This is a genomic window from Sporolactobacillus pectinivorans, from assembly GCF_002802965.1.
Classification (GTDB): domain Bacteria; phylum Bacillota; class Bacilli; order Bacillales; family Sporolactobacillaceae; genus Sporolactobacillus; species Sporolactobacillus pectinivorans.
Map to the genome: position 1 here is coordinate 2,761,083 of NZ_NXGA01000001.1, position 20,718 is coordinate 2,781,800.

At 43.5% G+C, this 20,718-nt stretch carries 16 protein-coding genes and 1 pseudogene; 4 read left to right on the top strand and 13 right to left on the bottom strand.

The window, feature by feature from the left end:
- Window positions 1-95: 95 nt before the first annotated feature.
- On the bottom strand, window positions 96-617 hold the full coding sequence (locus tag COP04_RS13380) for a GrpB family protein (protein WP_100488480.1): 522 nt from the start codon (window positions 615-617) through the stop codon (window positions 96-98).
- A 582-nt stretch (window positions 618-1,199) separates the two neighbouring features.
- On the opposite strand from COP04_RS13380, the gene COP04_RS13385 reads away from it, so the two are divergent.
- Entirely contained in the window at window positions 1,200-1,490 is a 291-nt protein-coding gene (locus COP04_RS13385; RefSeq protein WP_100488481.1) for a hypothetical protein, read from the top strand.
- Between the two features lie 29 nt (window positions 1,491-1,519).
- Here the strand turns inward: COP04_RS13385 and COP04_RS13390 are convergent, their stop codons facing one another.
- From COP04_RS13390 to kdpF, 8 genes and pseudogenes are all read right to left on the bottom strand, one after another.
- Window positions 1,520-2,215: a response regulator gene (locus COP04_RS13390; RefSeq protein WP_420852794.1), complete on the bottom strand. Its 696-nt coding sequence runs from the start codon at window positions 2,213-2,215 to the stop codon at window positions 1,520-1,522.
- 40 nt (window positions 2,216-2,255) lie between these two features.
- Complete coding sequence (locus COP04_RS13395; protein ID WP_239984995.1) at window positions 2,256-4,253, bottom strand: DUF4118 domain-containing protein; 1,998 nt, start codon at window positions 4,251-4,253, stop codon at window positions 2,256-2,258.
- A gap of 142 nt (window positions 4,254-4,395) precedes the next feature.
- Window positions 4,396-4,842, bottom strand: coding sequence for a hypothetical protein (locus tag COP04_RS13400; RefSeq protein WP_162297105.1), 447 nt, complete (start codon window positions 4,840-4,842; stop codon window positions 4,396-4,398).
- A 46-nt stretch (window positions 4,843-4,888) separates the two neighbouring features.
- Complete coding sequence (locus tag COP04_RS13405) at window positions 4,889-7,186, bottom strand: histidine kinase (RefSeq protein WP_239984868.1); 2,298 nt, start codon at window positions 7,184-7,186, stop codon at window positions 4,889-4,891.
- A gap of 99 nt (window positions 7,187-7,285) precedes the next feature.
- Complete coding sequence (gene kdpC / locus COP04_RS13410; RefSeq protein WP_100488485.1) at window positions 7,286-7,855, bottom strand: potassium-transporting ATPase subunit KdpC; 570 nt, start codon at window positions 7,853-7,855, stop codon at window positions 7,286-7,288.
- 12 nt (window positions 7,856-7,867) lie between these two features.
- Window positions 7,868-9,919 (bottom strand): potassium-transporting ATPase subunit KdpB, encoded by a 2,052-nt coding sequence (gene kdpB, locus COP04_RS13415; RefSeq protein ID WP_100488486.1) that lies wholly within the window; start codon window positions 9,917-9,919, stop codon window positions 7,868-7,870.
- Window positions 9,920-9,958: 39 nt separating this feature from the next.
- Window positions 9,959-11,694 (bottom strand): annotated as a pseudogene (gene kdpA, locus COP04_RS13420) (potassium-transporting ATPase subunit KdpA).
- A gap of 54 nt (window positions 11,695-11,748) precedes the next feature.
- Window positions 11,749-11,826 (bottom strand): K(+)-transporting ATPase subunit F, encoded by a 78-nt coding sequence (gene kdpF / locus COP04_RS20820; RefSeq protein WP_157800402.1) that lies wholly within the window; start codon window positions 11,824-11,826, stop codon window positions 11,749-11,751.
- 324 nt (window positions 11,827-12,150) lie between these two features.
- Between kdpF and COP04_RS13430 the strand changes: the two genes are divergently transcribed.
- Both COP04_RS13430 and COP04_RS13435 read left to right on the top strand, forming a co-directional pair.
- Window positions 12,151-12,732 (top strand): TetR/AcrR family transcriptional regulator, encoded by a 582-nt coding sequence (locus tag COP04_RS13430; protein ID WP_100488488.1) that lies wholly within the window; start codon window positions 12,151-12,153, stop codon window positions 12,730-12,732.
- Window positions 12,733-12,785: 53 nt separating this feature from the next.
- Window positions 12,786-14,324: an MFS transporter gene (locus tag COP04_RS13435; RefSeq protein WP_100488489.1), complete on the top strand. Its 1,539-nt coding sequence runs from the start codon at window positions 12,786-12,788 to the stop codon at window positions 14,322-14,324.
- 365 nt (window positions 14,325-14,689) lie between these two features.
- Here COP04_RS13435 and COP04_RS13440 read toward each other — a convergent pair whose 3' ends face one another.
- The 3 genes from COP04_RS13440 to COP04_RS13450 form a co-directional block, all read right to left on the bottom strand.
- Window positions 14,690-15,853 carry an alpha/beta fold hydrolase gene (locus tag COP04_RS13440; RefSeq protein WP_204988042.1) on the bottom strand — a complete coding sequence of 388 codons (1,164 nt, stop codon included), beginning with the start codon at window positions 15,851-15,853 and terminating at the stop codon, window positions 14,690-14,692.
- Window positions 15,854-15,876: 23 nt separating this feature from the next.
- Complete coding sequence (locus COP04_RS13445; protein ID WP_100488490.1) at window positions 15,877-16,458, bottom strand: TetR/AcrR family transcriptional regulator; 582 nt, start codon at window positions 16,456-16,458, stop codon at window positions 15,877-15,879.
- Between the two features lie 526 nt (window positions 16,459-16,984).
- A complete protein-coding gene (locus COP04_RS13450) occupies window positions 16,985-17,533 on the bottom strand; it encodes a TetR/AcrR family transcriptional regulator (RefSeq protein ID WP_100488491.1) in 549 nt (182 codons plus the stop codon).
- A gap of 304 nt (window positions 17,534-17,837) precedes the next feature.
- Here COP04_RS13450 and COP04_RS13455 point away from each other — a divergent pair, with 304 nt between their 5' ends.
- Window positions 17,838-18,686 (top strand): SDR family NAD(P)-dependent oxidoreductase, encoded by an 849-nt coding sequence (locus COP04_RS13455; protein WP_239984869.1) that lies wholly within the window; start codon window positions 17,838-17,840, stop codon window positions 18,684-18,686.
- Window positions 18,687-19,332: 646 nt separating this feature from the next.
- On the opposite strand, the gene COP04_RS13460 is transcribed toward COP04_RS13455, so the two are convergent.
- Entirely contained in the window at window positions 19,333-20,718 is a 1,386-nt protein-coding gene (locus COP04_RS13460; protein WP_100488493.1) for an MFS transporter, read from the bottom strand.

Genomic DNA, 20,718 nt, shown 5'->3' on the forward strand with positions numbered 1-20,718 from the left:
TAATAAATCTCTCCTCATTGTTTGTCTTGACTTAGTCTTCACTCAATAAATTGGTTGCAGTAAAGACGAGCTGCGTATAGAAGCTTGAATAGAAATTATTTATCAGAACTGTTTTCTTTTGCTGATTCTATAACTTCTCGGATAAATACGGATTTTGCTTTAGTATATGCTGGTCTATCGAAATGATATTGTTCAGCTAATTTTTTCTTTAATAAACCATATTTAATCCGTGTTTCGAGATGACTTTGTAAATAATTTCTAAATAGCAGTTGATTATTCCAGTTTTCGCTTCCATACTTGTAGAAATGAAGATGATGTGTTCCCACTCTCCATGCACCTTTTCTAAAAAAACGACGCTGAGGAAATGCTTGATGAAAGACAAATTCATAGCCAAGACTCTTTAAAGGCTCAATAAAATTATCCACTTCATATAAATCTTTGACCCCAACCATTATATCCAGTATAGGTTTCGCATCTAATCCTTTTACCGATGTACTTCCGATGTGTTCAATAGAAATGATGTTATTATCCAATAAATTTAGTAATTTCTCCTTCTCTTTTTCATATTCCTTTGCCCATTCAGGAGAATACTTCTTGATTTCCACTGGTCTATTCAATTTATCACATCCTTTTTCGATTATTGATTACCAATAATGCTTCAAAGCTTTCGGCTACAGTTCATTTTAAATCATTTACACCATAACCTGAACGATTTTATAGCTACTGATTTAAAAATCAGTAGCACTGTCTTTATGATTATTGAAATAAACAAGGGTATTTACCCATACATTATGTAAAGTTGAAACTTACTAAAAAAACGATAAAAATCCTCATATGTACAAATAAAGGGTACTTTTATCGCTTTATTAATAATATTTCTGAACAACACCCTGCACTAAAGTACAGAGGTTGGTTGTTGCTGCTTAAAGCCGCTGTTCCGGCTAAAGCCGGTTAAAAAATGCCCTGCTCAAGCTTTCAACTAAAACTCATCCTTCACAATTTGGAACGCTTCTTCATCCCGGCCATTATCTTGATTCTCGATGTACTCCTTCTTTCTCAATCAATCTATGGCACGAAAATATATTTTTTGGTAAAATGAATTTTCTATACCCTGTATCTATTTGATAAAATTTACATCTCAATATAATATATATTAATGTTGGATATCATCTAACTGAACAAGAAAGAAGGCTTGTCACATGAAGACCAGTCGTATCTTGAAATGGGTCAGCGGTGGTTTGGAGGCATTGCTCGGGTTCCCGATTCTTGGAGGAACGATTATTCTCGGAATGCTTTGGACACCTCTTCTTTTCACCCTTGCTTTACATATTGTGACGCTAATTTTTTCGATTCAGGATCAGAAAAAATACTATGGCAGCGTTATGGGAATCGTTACAAGTATTATCGGTGTCATTCCAGTTGTCGGCATGATCATGCATCTTATTACTGCGCTCCTTCTCTTTTTGAATGCCGCGACCGAGAAGGATTAAGCGCCATCTGAACGGTTTCCCGCTGCACGTCATTCTACAAACCGATAGCCGACTCCCGGCTCTGTAATGATCACTTTGGGCTTTGTCGGATTTTTTTCTATTTTCTTGCGTATATGCCCGATATAGACACGAAGATAATTACTGTCGGTATTGATCATTTGTCCGCCCCAAACCTGCTTAAGCAGCTGTCGGTGTGTCATGACTCGTCCAGCATGAGTAGCGAGCAACCTGAGCAGCTCATATTCTGTCGGAGTGAATTTGACCGGCTTGCCGTCGACCAGGACCATCCGGCGTGACAGGTCGATCACGAGGCGACCGAAATCAAGGACAGGTCTTGCTTCTGTTTTCGCCGTGTGCCTCAGAGCAACCCTGATGCGGGCGATTAATTCCCCCATGCCGAATGGCTTAGTCACGTAATCGTCGGCTCCGCTTTCCAGAGCGAGGATTTTATCCTCTTCACGTTCTTTGACTGTCAGAATAATCACTGGAACTTGCGACCATTCGCGAATCGTTTTTAATACGTTAATTCCCGATCCATCCGGCAGCCCCAGATCCAGTACGATAAGATCCGGATGGTCTGTCGAAGCCATGAGAATGCCTTCCCCGCCGTTTGATGCCTCCAAAGTTTCAAAATGATGGGCGTGAAGGGCAACGCTCAATAGTTTGCGAATCTGTGCTTCGTCGTCAATGATTAATAATCTTGATCCTGAATTGGCCGTCAACAGTTAACATCTCCCATGTGCATCCACCCGTCTCGCTTTGCATTCATTCTCCCACAGGAAAGCTGACGACAACGGTGATTCCCTGATTCTGATTCTGTGCCGCCCGGATATTTCCGCCATGGGCCTTAATGATCCCTTTTGCAATGGCTAACCCGAGTCCGGTTCCAGGCACACGCGCATCCGATTTCAGACGGTAAAATTTATCAAAAATATGATCCAGTTCATTTAATGGAACGCCGATTCCCTGGTCTTTAACACTGATTTCAACATGATCATCTTTCTGATAGGTGGACAGTGTAATCCGGGTCTTATCGGCGGAGTATTTGACCGCATTGCTCAGAATATTGACCAGCATCTGTTCAATCAGGAGTTCATCGACCTGAACAGGCGGAAGTGATTCGTCCATTTCAACATTCAGCTCATGATTTTCCAGAGAATCTTCAATTTGCCTGATTGAAACCCCTATGATGTCTTCAAGATCGCACCAGTGCCGTTTTAAGCGTAACATACCACTTTCCAGACGCACCATTCCGAGCAGATTGGTGATCAACCGATTCATTCTCGCAGCACCCTGGCGTATCGTTCCAAGCAGCACCTTTCTGTCCTCTGAAGTAAAAACGTCATCCTGATCGGTCAGAGCCGTGACCGAACCGATGATGGCTGAAAGAGGTGTCCTCAATTCGTGAGAAATGGAATCCAGAAGCACATTCCGCAGTTTTTCCGATTCCGCTGCCAGTTGCGCTTTCTTAGCTTCTTCCTGAAGTTTCATACGCGCCACGGCCGCCGCGACAAGTCCCGCGATCGCTTCAACCAGTTTTTTGTGTTCCAGTGAATCAGGAATACGAAGCTTGCCATAATAAATGGCCAGAACACCGTGAATCAAATCCTCTGTACGCAGAGGTAAGAATAAACCGGGCGATTCATTCAGCGTTTGGGTACCATGGCCGGCCATTTCACCATGGCGATACACCCATTTGGCAATGAACCCACCTACTTTCACTTGTTCCCGGTCAGCGTCATTAGAACATGCGGCTACCTCCAATTCACCGTCTTTATCCGGTAAATAAATCGCCGCCTGAAAACCAATCTTGTCTGCTATCTGCAAAACGATTCGAGTAAGCGTAGCGTTCAATTCATCCACGACGGTCATTTCGCGGCTCAGTGTATAGAGAGTCAGCGTAATTTTTTCATTTTCCTGGGCTTCTTTCAACTGATTTCTTAATTTTGACGACAAACTTGCTGTCAGCATCGCAACGATTAAAAATACGGCAAATGAAAGAATATAGCGCAGATCGGCGACTGTAAAACTCTGAATAGGCGGGACGAAGAAAAAATCAAAAGAAAGAATGCTCATCAATGAAGCATAAAATCCCGGTCCCATACCCCAGCGTGATGCGCCGAACAGAACCGGCATTAAAAATAAAAGAGCAACATTGACCAGGTCATTCGCCATCCCTGTAAGCTTCAGCAGCAAAGTCAGCATGATAATCATTCCGGTTAAAATCAGGTAAGGTGCCCATTTAACGGAATGCTCCGGAAAGATATAATTGATTTTGTTCGTCCGAATTTCCCTTCGCCCCGGGATAACATGAAAGGTGATGTTCTCCCCTTTCCGGATGACCTGATCGACAACAGAGGGGTTCACCCATTCCATCATTCTCGAATAGTTCGGCTTCCCGATGACGATATGCCGGACATTGTGTTCCCACGCAAAAGATATAATTTCATCAGATACATGAGTACCCGGGATGATAAATGTTTCGGCACCCAGGTTTTCAGCGGCTCGCATATTTCTGGAAATTTCCATGCGCTCACCCATGGTCATCGGAGCCCTTCTGGGTGTATCCACGTACAATGCCATCCATTTTATATTCAAATCATCGGCCATCTGCCGCGCTGACCGGATCAATTCTCTGGAGAACGGACTTCCGCTGACGCAGACCATCAATTTTCCCATGGCCGTACTTTGGTCCTTCGTTTTTCTTTCAACCGTATCTTTACAGAACCCTTCGCTTTCCAGACGTCGTTCTTCTTTGGCCATTTTCACCGTATGTCACCTCTGTTCATAAGAAGCTCTCCATCCTTTATGAAATTCTATAAAAAAGAAGAAACATCAGTTGCCTGATGTTTTCAATAATTTGTCCTTTGTCAACCCTTTAGATCGTTAATCCATACTATCATTTTCACTGATCTTTGAAAAGACTCTCAACGAGTTTAATATGATGGGTCCGGTTTACTCTTTGAATAAAATTGGAAACATCGTTTTGATTTTCACACACAGCCGTGTGAATAATCCAAGTGGAAAATAATTTAACGTGAACAGCGGATATATAAAACGGATAGTGTTTTCTTGAGCGGACGATATACCAGCCGGGCTTCACCTTTTTCCACGGTGATTTCCGGATTCCAAAGAGATGAAGCCTCGACCGCTTGTTCCAGTCCTCATTCTTTTGAACATTTCGAATGGATGTATAGATTCCCATCAATCGGGCATCATCCCGCCGGGCAGATTTTCCACCGCCACCTACTTTTTCTCTTGCCATTTTCTCATCATCCGCAAAGACATAGTTCAGAATGACCAGGCTTTCTTCTTCGACGGTCCATGCAGCGCCAAAACACCGATAGTGCAATGAAAAAATATCCAGATAGTTCCGACCCGTGCCGTAATAAAGAGGTTCACCCGTTCTCTTCGTGATACTCACCTCTTGAATTGGCTACGACATGCAGATTGACAAACTCCGCGTGCATCAGGACATAAATCACCGGGTTGCGCCTGAACTTATCGAAGAAATGCTGAGCGGGAAGCGGTTGACCAACGACAATTTGTTCCGCGTGCAGTTCTCCTGCTGTTTTCGCGATCAGCTCCCCTACCCGATTTTCAGGCGCTTCCTTCCTGAGAAATGTAGCCTGAAGCTGTTCGCTGAGCTTCTTCATCGTCTCCAGATCTCTTCTTTCCCGTTCACACAAAGGTCCATCCGATACAACCGTGAGTACATACAGATCCGCATGGTACCGGTCGGCAATACGCCAACCTCTCCGGATTAATTTCTCAGAATGTGGACGATAGTTGACGCACGTCAGAATCCGCGGGGGGTCCCCGATAATGCGCTGCCGTTCCAGGCTTTGATCCACATTGTCCGCGACCTCGAACAGAGCCAGTTCCCGAAGGACCGATAAATTTCCCAACCGGAAAAAGTGATTCATTGCGTGTTCAATCTTATCTTTCGAATACACCTTGCCCTGCGCAAGACGCAACTGAAGCATTTCCGGTGTGACATCAATCAGCTTTATTTCCTCTGCCTGGTCCATAAACCAGTCCGGAATACGCTCTTTGACTTTAATGCCGGTAATATGTTCCACCGTGTCGCGGAGACTTTCGAGATGTTGAATATTGACGGCTGTCACCACATCAATCCCCTGTTCCAGAATATACAGGATATCCTGAAACCGCTTCTCCCTTTCGCTGCCGGGTACATTTGTATGCGCCAGTTCATCGATCAGGACCATTTGCGGATGACGCTGCGTGATTTGTGCCACATCCAGTTCCCCGTACCGGCGTCCGTTATAGTGCACCACCCGCTGCGGGATCGTCTCCAGACGGCCGATCTGGTTGGCTGTTCCTTTTCTTCCATGCGTCTCAATAAACCCGATGACAACATCCGTGCCTTTCGACAGCCGGTCATTAGCATCCTGAAGCATTTTATAGGTCTTTCCGACGCCCGGTGCCGAACCCACATAAATTGTCAGCCGGCCCCGGAGGGTATTCGGATCAGGCGAACGTCCGGAATGGCGATTCCGGAGGTCCGTGTCCGTTAACGAATAGGGCCGGCTCCCGTCTTTCCAGCCCATGATATGAAGATCGGCGTATTTCATATTCAGCAATAAGTACCGAACGAGATTGGAATTCCAGAAGGCCCAGTACCGCGGCGAATGCGTCTGGCCGACAACAATCTGTGTCACACCCAGTTGTCCGGTGACATCCATAACCACCTTGCCGAGTGCCCGGTCACCGCGCTGCTCGACAAGATATTTGGCATGGCAGAAATCCCCCAGGCTTCTGAGTTTGTTAATCCGGTCTTTACTTTTGTCAGACAGATCGTTTTCAGGCATTTCCAATATGGTCAGAATGAACAGATCGGCCTTCATTCTCCGGGCCATCCGGTAACCTTTTCGGATCAGGATCGCCGAACGTGCCAGAAAACTGGTGCAAACAAGAATGATTTCTTTGGCTCCGACCGGTCCCGGTATGCTCCGGCGCTCAAACGATTTTTGGAACTGAGTGTCGACCGTGTCGGCGACAATACGCAGTGTTAGCTCACGCAGCGCGGACAGATTTTCTTTTCTGAAGAAGTGATCCAGCGCCTGATGAATCGTGCCTGCGTGAAAAATATTTCCGTCTCTCATCCTTTGCCGCAGCGTCTCCGGCGGTACATCGACCACTTCAATTTCATCGGCGCTTTCGATAAAAGACTGGGGCACGATTTCGCGGACTCGGACACCTGTAATTTTTTCCGCTTCGCGATATGTTCCTTCGAGATGCTGCACATTCACGGTCGTCAGTACGTCAATGCCCTGTTCCAGAATATAGTCGACATCCATGTACCGTTTGGAAAATCTGGAACCCTCCAGATTCGTATGAGCCAGTTCATCGACCACAACGGCAGCCGGCTGACGTTCAATAATGGCATCGACATCCATCTCTTCAAATGTCCTGTCCTGATACAACACATTCTTGCGCGGAATGATTTCGAGGTCACCCATTTGTTCCACCGTCTCCGGCCGGTGGTGTACCTCTACAAAACCGATGACAATATCCGTGCCCTTCCGCAAGAGATCATTAGCCTCTTTCAGCAGCTTGTAGGTTTTCCCTGATCCAGGGGCCGCCCCGACAATGATTTTTAACTTTCCTTTTCTCTTAACCGAATGATTTTCTTCTAATTCCTTCTCATCCGGATGTTCCGGATTTTTCGTCACATGCACTCACTCCTCAGCTATTCCGGAGGATCAGACAGAAATACTGCGGAAAAGAATCAGATCCCCGAACAACTTCCATGAAGCAAAGGAATCCTACCCTTACCGGCCCATCTTACTCTGCAAAGCCAGGTTCAGATTCAGCACATTCACGTACGGATCGCCAAAAGTCCCAAGAAACCGATTCTCAGTCTCACGTGTCACGAGATCCTGCAGATACGATGCACTCAATCCGGTCGCCTTAGCCACACGCGGGATTTGCAAACGGGCATTGGCAAGCGAGATGTCCGGATCAAGCCCGGAGCCGGAAGTTTCAACCATATCCGCCGGTATCGACGCATTCGCCAGCGTGCCGTTCTGTTTCTTCACAAGCGCGATATTAGTGCTGATTTCTTTGATCAGAGCCGGATTGGTTGGCCCAAGATTCGACCCGGCCGAACCATTAGCCGCATAGTCTACCGCCGACGGTCTTGAATGAAAATAGCCTGGGCTGGTGAACGATTGGGCAATTAATTGGGAACCAACAATTTTTCCGTTATACTTTTCCATACTTCCCTGTGCCTGATAGGGGAACAGAACATTGCCGATCAGTCCGATAATAAGCGGATAGATCAAACCTAATATAACCGCGAATACGACGGTAACCCTTATTGAACGCCAGACATTAGTCATTCGAATTACCTCCTATATGTTTGCTATTCCTAAGGCAGTGATGATGATGTCAATCAGTTTAATGCCTACAAACGGGACGATGATACCGCCCACACCATAGATCATCAGGTTCCGCATCAGCAAGGATGTGGCACCGATCGGCCGGTATTTGACACCTTTCATAGCGAGCGGAATCAGCGCGGGAATAATCAATGCGTTAAAAATAATAGCCGACAGGATCGCGCTTCTCGGACTTGTCAGTCCCATGATATTCAAAACCTGCAGCTGCGGGATCATGGTCGCAAACATCGCCGGCAGAATAGCAAAATACTTGGCCACATCATTCGCAATCGAGAATGTCGTAATCGAGCCTCGTGTGATGAGCAGTTGTTTCCCGATTGAAACGACTTCAATCAGCTTCGTCGGATCTGAATCCAGGTCGACCATATTACCTGCTTCTTTTGCAGCTGCTGTACCGGTATTCATCGCCAGACCGACGTCCGCCTGAGCAAGAGCCGGCGCGTCGTTTGTGCCGTCACCGGACATGGCCACGAGCTTACCCTGACTTTGTTCCTGCTTGATCAGGCGCATCTTGTCCTCCGGCTTTGCTTCCGCGATAAAGTCATCGACACCGGCTTCCAGCGCGATGGTCGATGCCGTCAGCGGATTATCCCCCGTACACATAACCGTTTTGATCCCCATCTTCCGCAATTCTTCAAAGCGCTGACGCATGCCCGGTTTAATGATGTCTTTCAAGTAAATCAGACCGAAAATCTCCTGGTTTTGGATGACGGCCAGCGGCGTCCCGCCTTCTTTCGCAATGTATTCCATCTTCGCAGCAAGATCTTCCGGAATCTGACCGCCTTTGTTTTTAACATAATGTCTGATCGCGTCGACCGCTCCTTTTCGTACCACGGTTCCGTCCGGCAGATTCAGGCCGCTCATGCGCGTGTCCGCGCTGAATTCGACATTCTCGGCATCGTTATAGTCTTCGCGCCGCAGAATGAACTCGTTTTTCTTAGCCAAATCAATAACTGACCGTCCTTCCGGCGTTTCATCGAATAACGATGAAAGCAAAGCCACATTGATTAACTCTTTTAAATTGTGCAAACCCACAGGAATAAACTCACTTGCCAACCGATTGCCTATTGTAATGGTACCTGTTTTATCAAGAATCAGCGTGTTCACATCACCGGCAGCTTCAACAGCCTTGCCTGATTTGGCCACGACATTGAAGCGAATAATCCGGTCCATGCCGGCAATACCGATCGCTGAAAGCAGCGCACCAATGGTCGTCGGAATCAGGCAGACCAGCAAAGCGATCAATGATACGGTATCAATGGATCCTTTGACATAATTGGCAAATGGGCTCAGCGTCAGGACGACAACGAGAAAGATTAAGGTCAGACCGGCAAGCAGCACCGTCAGTGCGATTTCATTTGGTGTCTTCTGGCGACTCGCCCCTTCGACCAGCCCGATCATCTTATCGAGGAACGATTCACCGGGATTTACTGTTACTTCAATGATCAATTGGTCGGACAGCAATTTCGTGCCACCGGTTACTGAACTGAAATCGCCGCCCGCGCCACGGATAACTGGAGCCGATTCACCGGTAATCGCGGATTCGTCCACGCTTCCGAGCCCTTCTTTGACTTCACCGTCAGCAGGAATCATTTCGCCAGCCTGAACACGGATGATATCCCCCTTGCGCAGCATGGATGCTGGGACGCTCTCATAGGAACCATCTTTGTGTCGGCGCTGTGCCGTCAGATCCGTCTTGGTCCGGCGCAACGATTCGGCCTGCGCCTTCCCGCGTCCTTCCGCAATCGCTTCGGCAAAGTTCCCGAACAATACGGTGATTAACAAAATGAAACTGATGACGGCATTAAAAGGAACCTGTTTCACCCCGTAATTGCCGCCAAAAAGATCGGGTATGAACGTGAGCAGCAACGTCACCACAAACCCGATCTCCACCACGAACATGACAGGATTTTTGATCATCACGCGTGGATCGAGTTTTTTAAACGTATCGACAATAGCGATCTTAAAAATACCTTTAGTGACCGATTGATTTTTGTTTGACATTCGTTAGGACTCCTCCCTATTCGTTCCTGTTCCTTGCGGCTACTTACTCAACATTCCGGACCACATCTGCAGGTGTTCTGCAATCGGTCCAAGAGCCAGAGCCGGGAAAAATGTCAGGGCACCGACGATCAGTGCAACGGCTACGAACACACCGCCGAAAGCAAAGGTATCTGTTCTCAGCGTGCCCGCTGATTCCGGAACCACCGGTTTGCGGATCAGCGAACCGGCAATTGCGAACATGACAACGATGCTGATATAGCGACCCAGGAGCATGNGCAATTGCTGACAACGATGCTGATATAGCGACCCAGGAGCATGACAATGCCAAGCATCAGATTATAAAAAGGCGTGTTTCCGCTCAACCCACCGAAGGCCGAGCCGTTATTCGCCGCCGCGGAACTGAACGCATAAAGAACCTCCGAGAAACCGTGCAGGCCCGGATTGGCAATGCTCGCCACACCGGTTTTCGTCACCAGCGCGATGGCACTCGCGAACAGAATGAGGAAGGGATGGATTAGCAGCGCCAGCGTCGCCAGTTTGATCTCTCTTGCTTCAATTTTCTTGCCAAAGATTTCCGGTGTCCGTCCAACCATCAATCCGGCAATGAATACAGTGATGATTAGATACATGATAATATTCAGCAGTCCGACGCCTTTCCCACCGAACACTACGTTCAACATCATGAACAGCATTGGAACGAATCCACCAAGCGGTGTCAGGCTGTCATGCATCAGATTGACGGCACCTGTTGTGAACGCGGTCGTCGCACCGACAAACAAGCTGTCAAGCGGAAGACCGAAGCGCACTTCCTTACCTTCCATTGAAACCGCTGATATTCCGAGCAGCTTATGCAGAATCGGGTTGCCAGCTGCCTCGCTCCAATAAACAAGCAGTGTTCCAAGAAACAGCATGGCAACGAGGAAAATATAAAGGATCACAGCCTGACGGCGATTTTTCAAAAACCGACCGAATGTAAAAATCAATGCGGTCGGAATCACGGCCATGGTAATAATCTCAAGGATGTTGGTCATTACGTTCGGGTTTTCAAACGGGTGAGCTGAATTGGCGTTAAAAAAACCACCACCGTTCGTGCCCAGCTGCTTAATCGCTTCCAGTGAGGCAATCGGTCCGCGGGAGATCGTCTGGGCTGCGCCCTGCAGTGTGTGCACCGTCTGCGCACCGCTGAAGGTCTGCGGCAAACCAAGTCCGACAAAGACCAATGCCAGAATAAAGGCAAGCGGCAGAAGCAGGCGTGTATGCACTTTGACGAAATCGACCCAGAAGTTGCCGAACGACTTTGACCTGTTGCCGACCAGGCCACGCAAAAATGCGATCACGGCCACAAGTCCGGTGGCCGCTGCGGTAAATTGCAGATACGTTATGACCATCATCTGGCTCAGATACGAGAGCGTCGATTCACCAGCGTAGTTCTGCCAGTCCGTATTGGTGATAAAGGAAGCCGCCGTATTAAATGCCAGATCCCACGGTACGGCATTCTGATGATCAGGGTTAAGCGGCAGCCATTGCTGCAGCCTCAGGATCAGGTAAACAAAAACCAGCATCATAAAATTGACCAGAAGCAAGGCTTTTAAATAACCCTTCCAGTCCATTTCCACCGAAGGCTTAATCCCGGAAACTTTGTAGATCAGTTTTTCACATGGCGTATAGACAACTTCCAGTCTGCTGCGCTGACCCGTGAACACCTTGTAAATATAACCGCCTAACGGGATGGCGATCAAAAGCGTAATTCCGAGAACCAGCAGAATTTGTATCATTCCTAACCAAGTCAACTATACCCTCTCCTTTTCGCAAATAACGCCGGGATTCTTTCAGAACTTTTCCGGATAGAAAATGACATATGTCAGATAAATCATCAGTAAAAACGAGATAACCACTAGTACCCACATTTTTTTCACCTCGTATTAGGCTTTATCGAATATACGGACGAACAGAGCAAACAGCAGAAAAGTGGCAACAAAGAGTCCCAGTGACACAAGATCGCCCATTCAGATCATTCCCCTTCCTTTGTCGTACAAATGTAGAAAAGTGATCTTATTGACTATTGCTCATTTATTTTAAAATGATTTTGCGTAAAAATAGTGTGAAGGATTCACGTCCCCGCATAAAAAAAGCGTAAAAATGAATTAAAAGAATTGACAATGAATCACAATTTTAATAAAATAATTTAAGACCAACCGGTCGGATTTATTTGAAAATGAAGGGATTTCAGCATGGGTAAAAAACAAGAAATCATCCAAATGGCCACGCGTTTATTCTTAGTTGACGGTTTTGAGGGCGTATCAATGAATGACATCGTTAAGGTGACAGGAACCTCTAAGGGAGGCATCTATAATTATTTTGCAAGCAAAGAAAATTTATTCTTGGCGGTGGTAGAAAACATCTTAAGTCATCATACCCAATCTCGCACTCAGAATTTGCTAACCCATCAGTTCCCGACGTTTAAGGCTTTTTACACGGCATATGTGAACCTTATTTTTGATACGCTAACTCGTGTTAAGGCCGGAAATATTTTCATGTTATTTTATGATGCCATTAAAATTTCTTCTGATCTGTCCGAAAAAATCGATACGGTACAGGAAGAAGCAGTTTTAGCCTTCGTTAATCAAATTGAAGTTGCAAAAAAAAATGGTGAAATCAATAGGTCGACTGATGCCCAGGCTATTGCAAAATTATTCATGTCACTTAAAGAGGGAGTCTCTGCTGACTACATACTTGCTATGTACACGGTTGATCAGGCACGGGACCAATTAATGACACACTATGATACGATTTATCAGCTGCTTAAGGTATAACCTTTTTTTTAATCATCGCAAACCGACCGGTCGGTATTAAGGAGGAGGAAAACATGATGCGAACAAGAGATACATTTCTAATTGTCAGCAGTATCGCCCTAAGTATGTTGATTGCAAGCCTTGATTTAATGGTGGTCACAACTTCACTGCCAACAATTATCGGCCAACTCAAAGGATTTGACTACTATACTTGGCCGCTTATTATTTTTTCATTAACTACAGCGATCGCTACGCCATTAATGGGGAAAATGAGTGACGTATATGGCTTTAAACCCATTTATCTGTTTGGACTTGTCATTTTTTTAATCGGATCCATTATGAATGGCCTGGCAGGTAACATTTGGGTATTGATTGTTGGCCGTGGCATTCAAGGTATTGGTGGAGCCGTTTTGATTTCTAATTCCTTAACCGTTGTGGGCTTGTTATTTGAACCCGTTAAACGTACTAAGTACATGGGTATTTTGGGCACGACAAGCATCGTAGCTATGATTTTGGGACCGACACTCGGTGGCTGGATCACATCGACATTTGATTGGCATTGGATTTTTTGGATCAACATTCCAATTATTTTAACTGCGTTTGGATTAGTCGTTTTTGCACATTTTCCAAAAATAACTGATGATGATATTCATCATCCGATCGATTTTCTTGGTGCGATTGTTTTGATTTTAACGATGGTCCCATTACTCTTGGTATTTACATGGGCGGGCAACAAGTATGCCTGGGGATCGCTGATAATAATCGCATTATCAGTGGGAACTGCCGTGATGCTTTCAATTTTTATTTCAGTTGAATTCAAAGCAAAGAATCCCATTGTACCACTTGAAATGTTTAAGAAGATGACGTTTGATAGTTCAGCGATTAACATGTTTTTGATTAACGGTATACTGGGGGCTGTGCTTGTTTTTGTACCTCTTTATTTGCAAAGCGTACTCGGTTTTTCAGCGAGTCTCGCAGGTGATTTTTTAACACCAATGATGATAAGCATGGTAGTGGCAATGCTTATTGGTGGTATCGTTGTTGAAAAGACCGGCAAATATAAGTTACAAACGATTTTGGGGATAGTGATTACCGGTATAGGGGCTTTTTTGTTAACTGGTCTGACAGTGACCACTGCTAACTTGAATGTAGTCCTGGATCTCGCCATCTTTGGTTTTGGTGCAGGGCTTGCGATTCCGGTCTTTACCTCAATTGCACAAAGCTCATTTCCGGAATCGCAAATGGGCGCAGTTACCGCAGGCATTCAACTCTTTAAAAATTTGGGGCAAACGATCATACCCTCGCTTCTGTCAACAGCGATGATGCACGAAATGAGTGCTAAAATGAGCAATGTTAATTGGCGCCATTTACCCAATATAGTAACGGGTTCTCTTAAAAATGTTAATAATATCAGCAATCCGGGTTTCTTCAAGGAATTGGAAACCAAATTACCGGCAAGTGTGTTGGAATCCGTCAAACTGATTATTAACGACCTGAGGCATGTATTGGTTCATTCGATTGACTCAGTACTTTGGTGGGCAGTTGCCCTTACGGCCATTTCATTAATCGTTCAAACGGCTGCAAAAGAAATCAAATTAGTTCAGAAGAAGTAAATGAAAGCTGAGATCAGCACCTCAATAAGTGGTATTTTTACTCGTTTTAAATGCTGATTAATGATAAAGATGTCTTCATCGCAAATAAGTTCTCTTTTAAACGGTTAGTTTTAAAATCAAATTTGCCAACTGAAACAGAATAGAAACACCATCATAAAATCCGGGGTTATCATTAAAGCGACGAAACCATAATGAAGGAAGGAAGCGTATTTATGATGGCTTGTAGCCAGCGTAGCACAAAAAGTAGAAGTTTTGCACACTCTGTGGCTCAGAAATATTTGTATTTCTTTCATAGTGGTATGTTCGAATTGAAGATGGATTTATGTAATTAATAAATTATTCGGGTATATTATCGCTGTTGTATCCTATTTTATGTCGGCAAGATTATTCTTACCGGTAAGTACATCCTCTTGCATAATATGCATAAATTTATCCGGTTCTTCAAACATTGGGCTATGGGCAGAGTCTTTAAACAAATAAAAACCTTTGATTGGAGCCTGCAATTTTTTGAAATAAGATTCCGCCAGTGTATGTGAGACGGTGTAATCGTAAATTCCGCTGAAAAAATAGGTAGGTATATCAAGTTTCGGCACTCTTATAGTCAAGTCTGTCGAGAGCATTTGATTCTCTAGGTCGGTAGAGTTTTTTAAAAACGCTTTTCCACGCCATATGTTTATCTTTTCCCCCAGCGTATAAGCCCGGCTCTCCATCACAGGGAAAAAAATGCCGGTGATTACCGAATGCATATCATGCATCGTCCCGATGCCAAGTTTGTGCATCGCGTTGTCGCGCAAAGAAGATTTCAGGTATGCATTTAAAGCAGAGACATATTTGGTAACCGGATATGTCTCCAGCTTTTTCACCATATTCTTATCTCCGTCAGCCTGATACTGTCCAAGCATATATTGATATGCTTGTATTTCTGATTCACGTTGCTGCGAAACTTGCCCTACCCCAATATAGGCTTTATACAGTTGTGGATCACGTGCCGCAACCTGTATACCTAGGTAAGTGCCCCACGAATGCCCCATAAGATAAATTTTCTGCTGTCCAAAACGATTTCTCAGATAGTTTGTCACCGACAAAGTATCTGATATCAATTGTTCGGTCGTTTCCGAACTTGCAAGAATATCATTTTTATAGGATAGTCCACTTCCACGTTGTTCCCAATAACAGACGGTAAAGCTGTTCGCGATTTGCGGGCAATATTTTTCAAAAAAAGTGTATTCCGGCATTCCGGGCCCACCATGCAGAAATAACAGCACTGGATTATTCTTATTCTTGCTTTCAATGAACATCCCTTGCTTTACCCCATTGATGTTTACGTAGATTTTCTCGGAGATACTGCCTGCGATCACCTTTCCGTTCTTATCAAGAAATGGTTTTGGCTTACCAGGACTCATGACAAGCAGCACACCAGCAAGAACTAGTACGAAAGCTAATATGATAGAAAGCGAGATCAATACGATTCGTCCCATCCTTCGCGTAAAAATTTGAATCGGAACCTTCATGATACTGTTTTTTGTCATTTTATTTTCCTCCTCATTTGCATTTACTTCTTCCAAATGATATCCTCAATCTTTGCCTCCCAATCCTCGCTATAATGAACGTTTGGCATTGTTGCGATCGAAGCGAGGCCATGAACAGTTGCAAACATGGATATTATAATGTCTAATAATTTTACTTCGGGAAATCCATTTTTTCTTAATACGCGCAGGGAGGTAGATTTGAAAAGCTCAAATGGTGGGAAATTATTTGTCCCTTCAGTATCCATTGAAAGATTAATTTTCATACGCGTATGAGCACATAAAAATGGAAAGTACTGTGGATCTTTAAGAAAAAACATAATATATGATTTGCCCATTTGAATCAGCAAATAGGTGTTATCAGAATCGGGACTGGATTGGATTGTATCCTCCAGTACTTTCATAAGTTTTTCTTGTATATGATCCTGCATTGCTTTCAACAAGGCTTCCTTGTTCTCAAAATGGCTGTATGGTGCTGCTTCGCTCACACCACATAAAGATGCCACCTTCCTTAAAGAAAAATTTTTTCCCCCTTCGTGATTAATAAGTTCAATACCGGCTTCTATCAGAGTATTTCTCAAGTTTCCGTGATGGTAAGGTTTATGCATTTGGTTTTGCCTCTCCTCATAATCTTAACAACGTTAAGATTATGACATAAAATCTTCTCAACGTCAATAATTTGCAAAGCTTATCTTGGGATTAAAAACAGTTACCCAAGTCCAAAGATTCCCATTATGTTTATATACTGTTGCTGCTGAATTTCATCTAATCAAAACTTGTCTTCAAATCGTTCCTATCACACAAAAGGAGTTCTTCACATGCTTAAAACCTTTCGCAGATTGATTCTCGCCTCTGAAAGAGCTTCCACTCTAATTGAAATAAACATAGGTATTTACCCATACTTTAATTAAACTTATATCCTAGCCTGCGAAAAAAGCGATAAACACCATCAAATTCATAACAAGGTAATTTTATCGCTTAATAAAGAAATTTTTTTAGAAATCTTTGTTTACCAATGTTTACTGCGCAGTGAAACACGTACAATGAAATTCATGATGGGTTGCCGAGAAAAAGCGAAAGTTACTGAATTTGTTGAATATGGAGGAATCATCCGATATCGCCGTATTCCTTTTTTTAATCTAACCCTATAAACAGATCATGACATTGGTTGGTCAATTTCCCATATAGGGATGCCGCTTGTTCAGCGGATTTCTTATTTTGATCAACGTATGTTTTCAGGAACATATACGTTGCACCGGCATAATAGTTTGAAATAAACTCTGTATACTCATTTTCGATGTTATTTTGAGCGATAATGTCTCGATTTAGACCGGTCAGTCGGTCGATCACCGCACGATCAATCCTTGCCCACTCGATTAATTCAAACAGGCTCCGTTCATTATTCCAATATTTAATGAGCAGTGAAACAAAATTCGCTGCTGTTAGTTCATTTCTTTTCAAATTTTCTTTAAAGTCTTCCATGAGTTGGTTTAATTTCGACAGAATAACCGCGTCTTTTGTTAAATAATTTCTATAAAAGGTTTGCCTCGCAATGCCTGCCTTATCACTTAAATTGCGAATCGATATCGATTCATAATTCACATTTTGTTTTTTAAAATAGAGCAAGCTGTCAAACAGATATCTTTGGGTCCTTTCAACACGTTTATCAATCGTTTTATGCACCAAAATCCCCTCTTTGTCACTTATCTCTGCCAATCGCTTGTTTTTCATTGGTTCGATTATATAATTGAGTTATATAAATTACAAGTGTCACATATGTTACACTTGTAACCGAATGGAGAGAAAGCTGTTGTTCCGATTGCTATCAACAAATTGTGACAAAGTACAGGCCAAACTATCAGGAGATACAAAAGATTGTTGCATATACATGCCGATCCATTCATTTGTAAATCATCGGCACTTAATTTAGAACGGGCATCAACTTCTGTAAATTTATATTGTGAAATATCAAGGGAGGGCGGACCTATTGAAAAACATAAAAGAAGATGTTGCGCTTATTACAGGGGCAAGCCATGGCATTGGCTTGGAGCTGGCCCGCAAAATGTTAACTGAAGGATGGCAGGTTATTGCGTTTATTCGTTCAAATTTACCGGAGGACGATCCTTTGATAAGAGAAAGTCTCGAAGGGCTGCAGCTTCGTGCGTATCAAGCGGATCTGACGGATTTTTCCAGCCTTAGGAAAGTACTGAATGACGTTAAAGTGAAAGAAAAAAGAATTGATATCCTTTTCAACAATGCTGGCGGAAGTTTTCCCGAGCTCACATTATCTAAGCAGAATCGAGAGATGCATTATGAACTTCAAACGGTTGTTCCTTATATAATCTTTATGGAATTACGGCCGCAACTGCTAAAAGGGCAATACAAGACAGTAATCAACACGTCGTCTGCCGCTCTTTTAGCACTCAGACAATTCACTCCCGAATCATTAGAACATCCTCCTGTCTTTAAAAAATTGTTTGGGCCATATGCAACATCGAAACTTGCTTTATCCCTATGGACTCAGGAACTGGCGCTGCAAGAAAAAGCTAAGGGAGCCGGTATAAAATTATATAGTGTTGACCCTGGTGGAAATAATACGACAAGAAAAGGAAAGAAATCAGGAATACCCTTTTATCTCAAACTGATTATTAAATTATTTCTTCCCCATCCAAGCAAAGGTGCAACCCGTCTTTATGAAATAGCGATGAGCGGAAACAAAAAAACATCGGGCCTTTTTTTTGTCAAAGGAAAAAGCAGACCATTGAAATTTATGGAACACAAGAGCGATATTTTGTCAAAAGTTAAAAAAATTTATGCTCAAGAATTTCATCAGTGATATCAAATAAATGTGGGCCACCGGAAGTTCAATTTTCTGGTGACCCCCTCATCCCTTTCTCTATCTTCAGTTTCATTCCGCACAATATCCGTCTACTGTTCATTCTAAAGCATTTTCCGCCAATGGTCACAACAATTTTATAACTGATTTAAAAATCATTAGTACAGTCTTTATGATTATCGAAATAAACAGGGATAATTACCCATACAATCAGACACTGATAAGGCGTTGTAGATCACTCGAACTTAAGACAGTCACGCATATTGCCAAAGATCTGGACATGACGTTAATCGAATTCTTGGACTCCCCGATTTTTTCAAGTATTGATCAATAGGATATTATAGTCCCCCTGTGGTTGACAGATGGAATATCAAAATTCCTCAGTCAATTACAGGGGGATTCTTATGCCCAGGTCAAGACACAGCGCCCTTCAGAAATGAGGCATTATCAGCAGGGCAAACAATCAAGGAAGGCCTTGAAGCCATTTGCTCGTATTATCGGGATCAATTCGCATACATTGAAAGGATGGACTACCCTCTACGAGCGGGACGGACCAGAAAGATTAGAAGAGAAGCGTACTTGGACACATTATTCTGCGGGTGAAGCGTAAAACAGCAGAATAATATAAGTCAATAATGCAGGTCATTTAATTGCTTGCTTTAATTGATCTTACAGGTTTTTTAAGCCGTCGATCAAAAATTGTTATTAACAGTGCTATGCCACTTGCAAAGATCATAATAACAGCAATAAGATGTAATCCAGAATCTGCAACTTTTGTGTGAAATACTATACCTACTACAGCTGAAGATGCAATAGATCCTATATATCCAAAAGTGCGAAGAAGCCCTGAAGCTGTAGCAATCTGCTCCGTAGTGACCTGAGTGTATAGAGCAATTGGGCTGCTGCCAGTTATTGTCCCCATAGTGACACCAAATATAAGAGTAATGATCAAAATATAAATTATTGGTGTATTTGCGCTTAAAAACAGGATACCCAGAGAAGCCATAATTGAAGATACTGCCGATACAATTAATGGACCACGTATAAGATTTCGTTTTGAAATAGGCGAAATCACTATGGCTGAAAGTATGCTCATGGGCAGTAAGAGCAATCCAGCTTCTGAAGAACTAATTCCATGACCAGCCTCAAGCCATTCGGTAAAGCCGTAGAGTACTGTATAGATACACAGAGTAATTAATGCAAGACGTATATAGGTACGAGTAAGTGCAAGATTCTTGCTAAGCATACGTACATCAATGAATGGATGCTTCACTTTAAGTTCCCACAGGACTAAGCCTATACCACATACGATGACTATACTCAGTGCAATTAAATTGGCTTTTGGTATAGAAAATAAAAACGCAAGAAGAGAGATCATGGTTATTGCAAATGCAATAATACCCATGCAGTCAATTCGGGATGATATTTCCAATATACTTCTTCTTTTGATCGGCATATCCCGTGGTATCCATATTACAGCCATTAAAAAGGCAATAAGTGTAACAGGAATATTAATGAAAAATGTTGAACGCCATCCAAACACACCTACCAAAACTCCACCTATTGGAAGTCCCACAACACTTGATGCTATTCCGGAAATTTGAAGTGCGCCCAGTACGCCGCCGGGAGGCTCAGACAATTCAGATTCATCAGCCCGACGTCGAATCAACAACATTGCAGATGGATAGGCAGTCGAAGTTCCTATACCTATGAGAACTCGTGCTACAATTAACATGGACAGGTTTTGCCCGAATCCCCCAATTATTCCACCTAATAATGTTAAAAAAATTCCCGTTAGGAATATACGCCTTGGTCCAAATTCCTCTGACAATTTTCCTGAAGTAGGCTGAGCTATCGAACTTGCAAGGTAAAGGGCTGAAACTAGTATTGTGGTTTTAGCAGCAGATACGTGCATAAATAAAGCAATCGGCACTAGTGCAGTTGCAAGCAGTGAACTATTTATCGGGTTAAGTGTAGATCCCATATAAAGAGGAGCTACGAATCTCCATGAAAATGGATTTTTATCTTGCAT

What these genes read in the sequence shown, in the direction of transcription:
- COP04_RS13445 (WP_100488490.1), bottom strand. Translation starts at nt 16,458, where the DNA reads ATGCATAAACCTTACCATCACGGAAACTTGAGAAATACTCTGATAGAA.
- kdpC (WP_100488485.1), bottom strand. Translation starts at nt 7,855, where the DNA reads ATGACTAATGTCTGGCGTTCAATAAGGGTTACCGTCGTATTCGCGGTT.
- COP04_RS13435 (WP_100488489.1), top strand. Translation starts at nt 12,786, where the DNA reads ATGATGCGAACAAGAGATACATTTCTAATTGTCAGCAGTATCGCCCTA.
- COP04_RS13395 (WP_239984995.1), bottom strand. Translation starts at nt 4,253, where the DNA reads ATGGCCAAAGAAGAACGACGTCTGGAAAGCGAAGGGTTCTGTAAAGAT.
- COP04_RS13385 (WP_100488481.1), top strand. Translation starts at nt 1,200, where the DNA reads ATGAAGACCAGTCGTATCTTGAAATGGGTCAGCGGTGGTTTGGAGGCA.
- kdpF (WP_157800402.1), bottom strand. Translation starts at nt 11,826, where the DNA reads ATGTGGGTACTAGTGGTTATCTCGTTTTTACTGATGATTTATCTGACA.
- COP04_RS13460 (WP_100488493.1), bottom strand. Translation starts at nt 20,718, where the DNA reads ATGCAAGATAAAAATCCATTTTCATGGAGATTCGTAGCTCCTCTTTAT.
- kdpB (WP_100488486.1), bottom strand. Translation starts at nt 9,919, where the DNA reads ATGTCAAACAAAAATCAATCGGTCACTAAAGGTATTTTTAAGATCGCT.
- COP04_RS13440 (WP_204988042.1), bottom strand. Translation starts at nt 15,853, where the DNA reads ATGACAAAAAACAGTATCATGAAGGTTCCGATTCAAATTTTTACGCGA.
- COP04_RS13430 (WP_100488488.1), top strand. Translation starts at nt 12,151, where the DNA reads ATGGGTAAAAAACAAGAAATCATCCAAATGGCCACGCGTTTATTCTTA.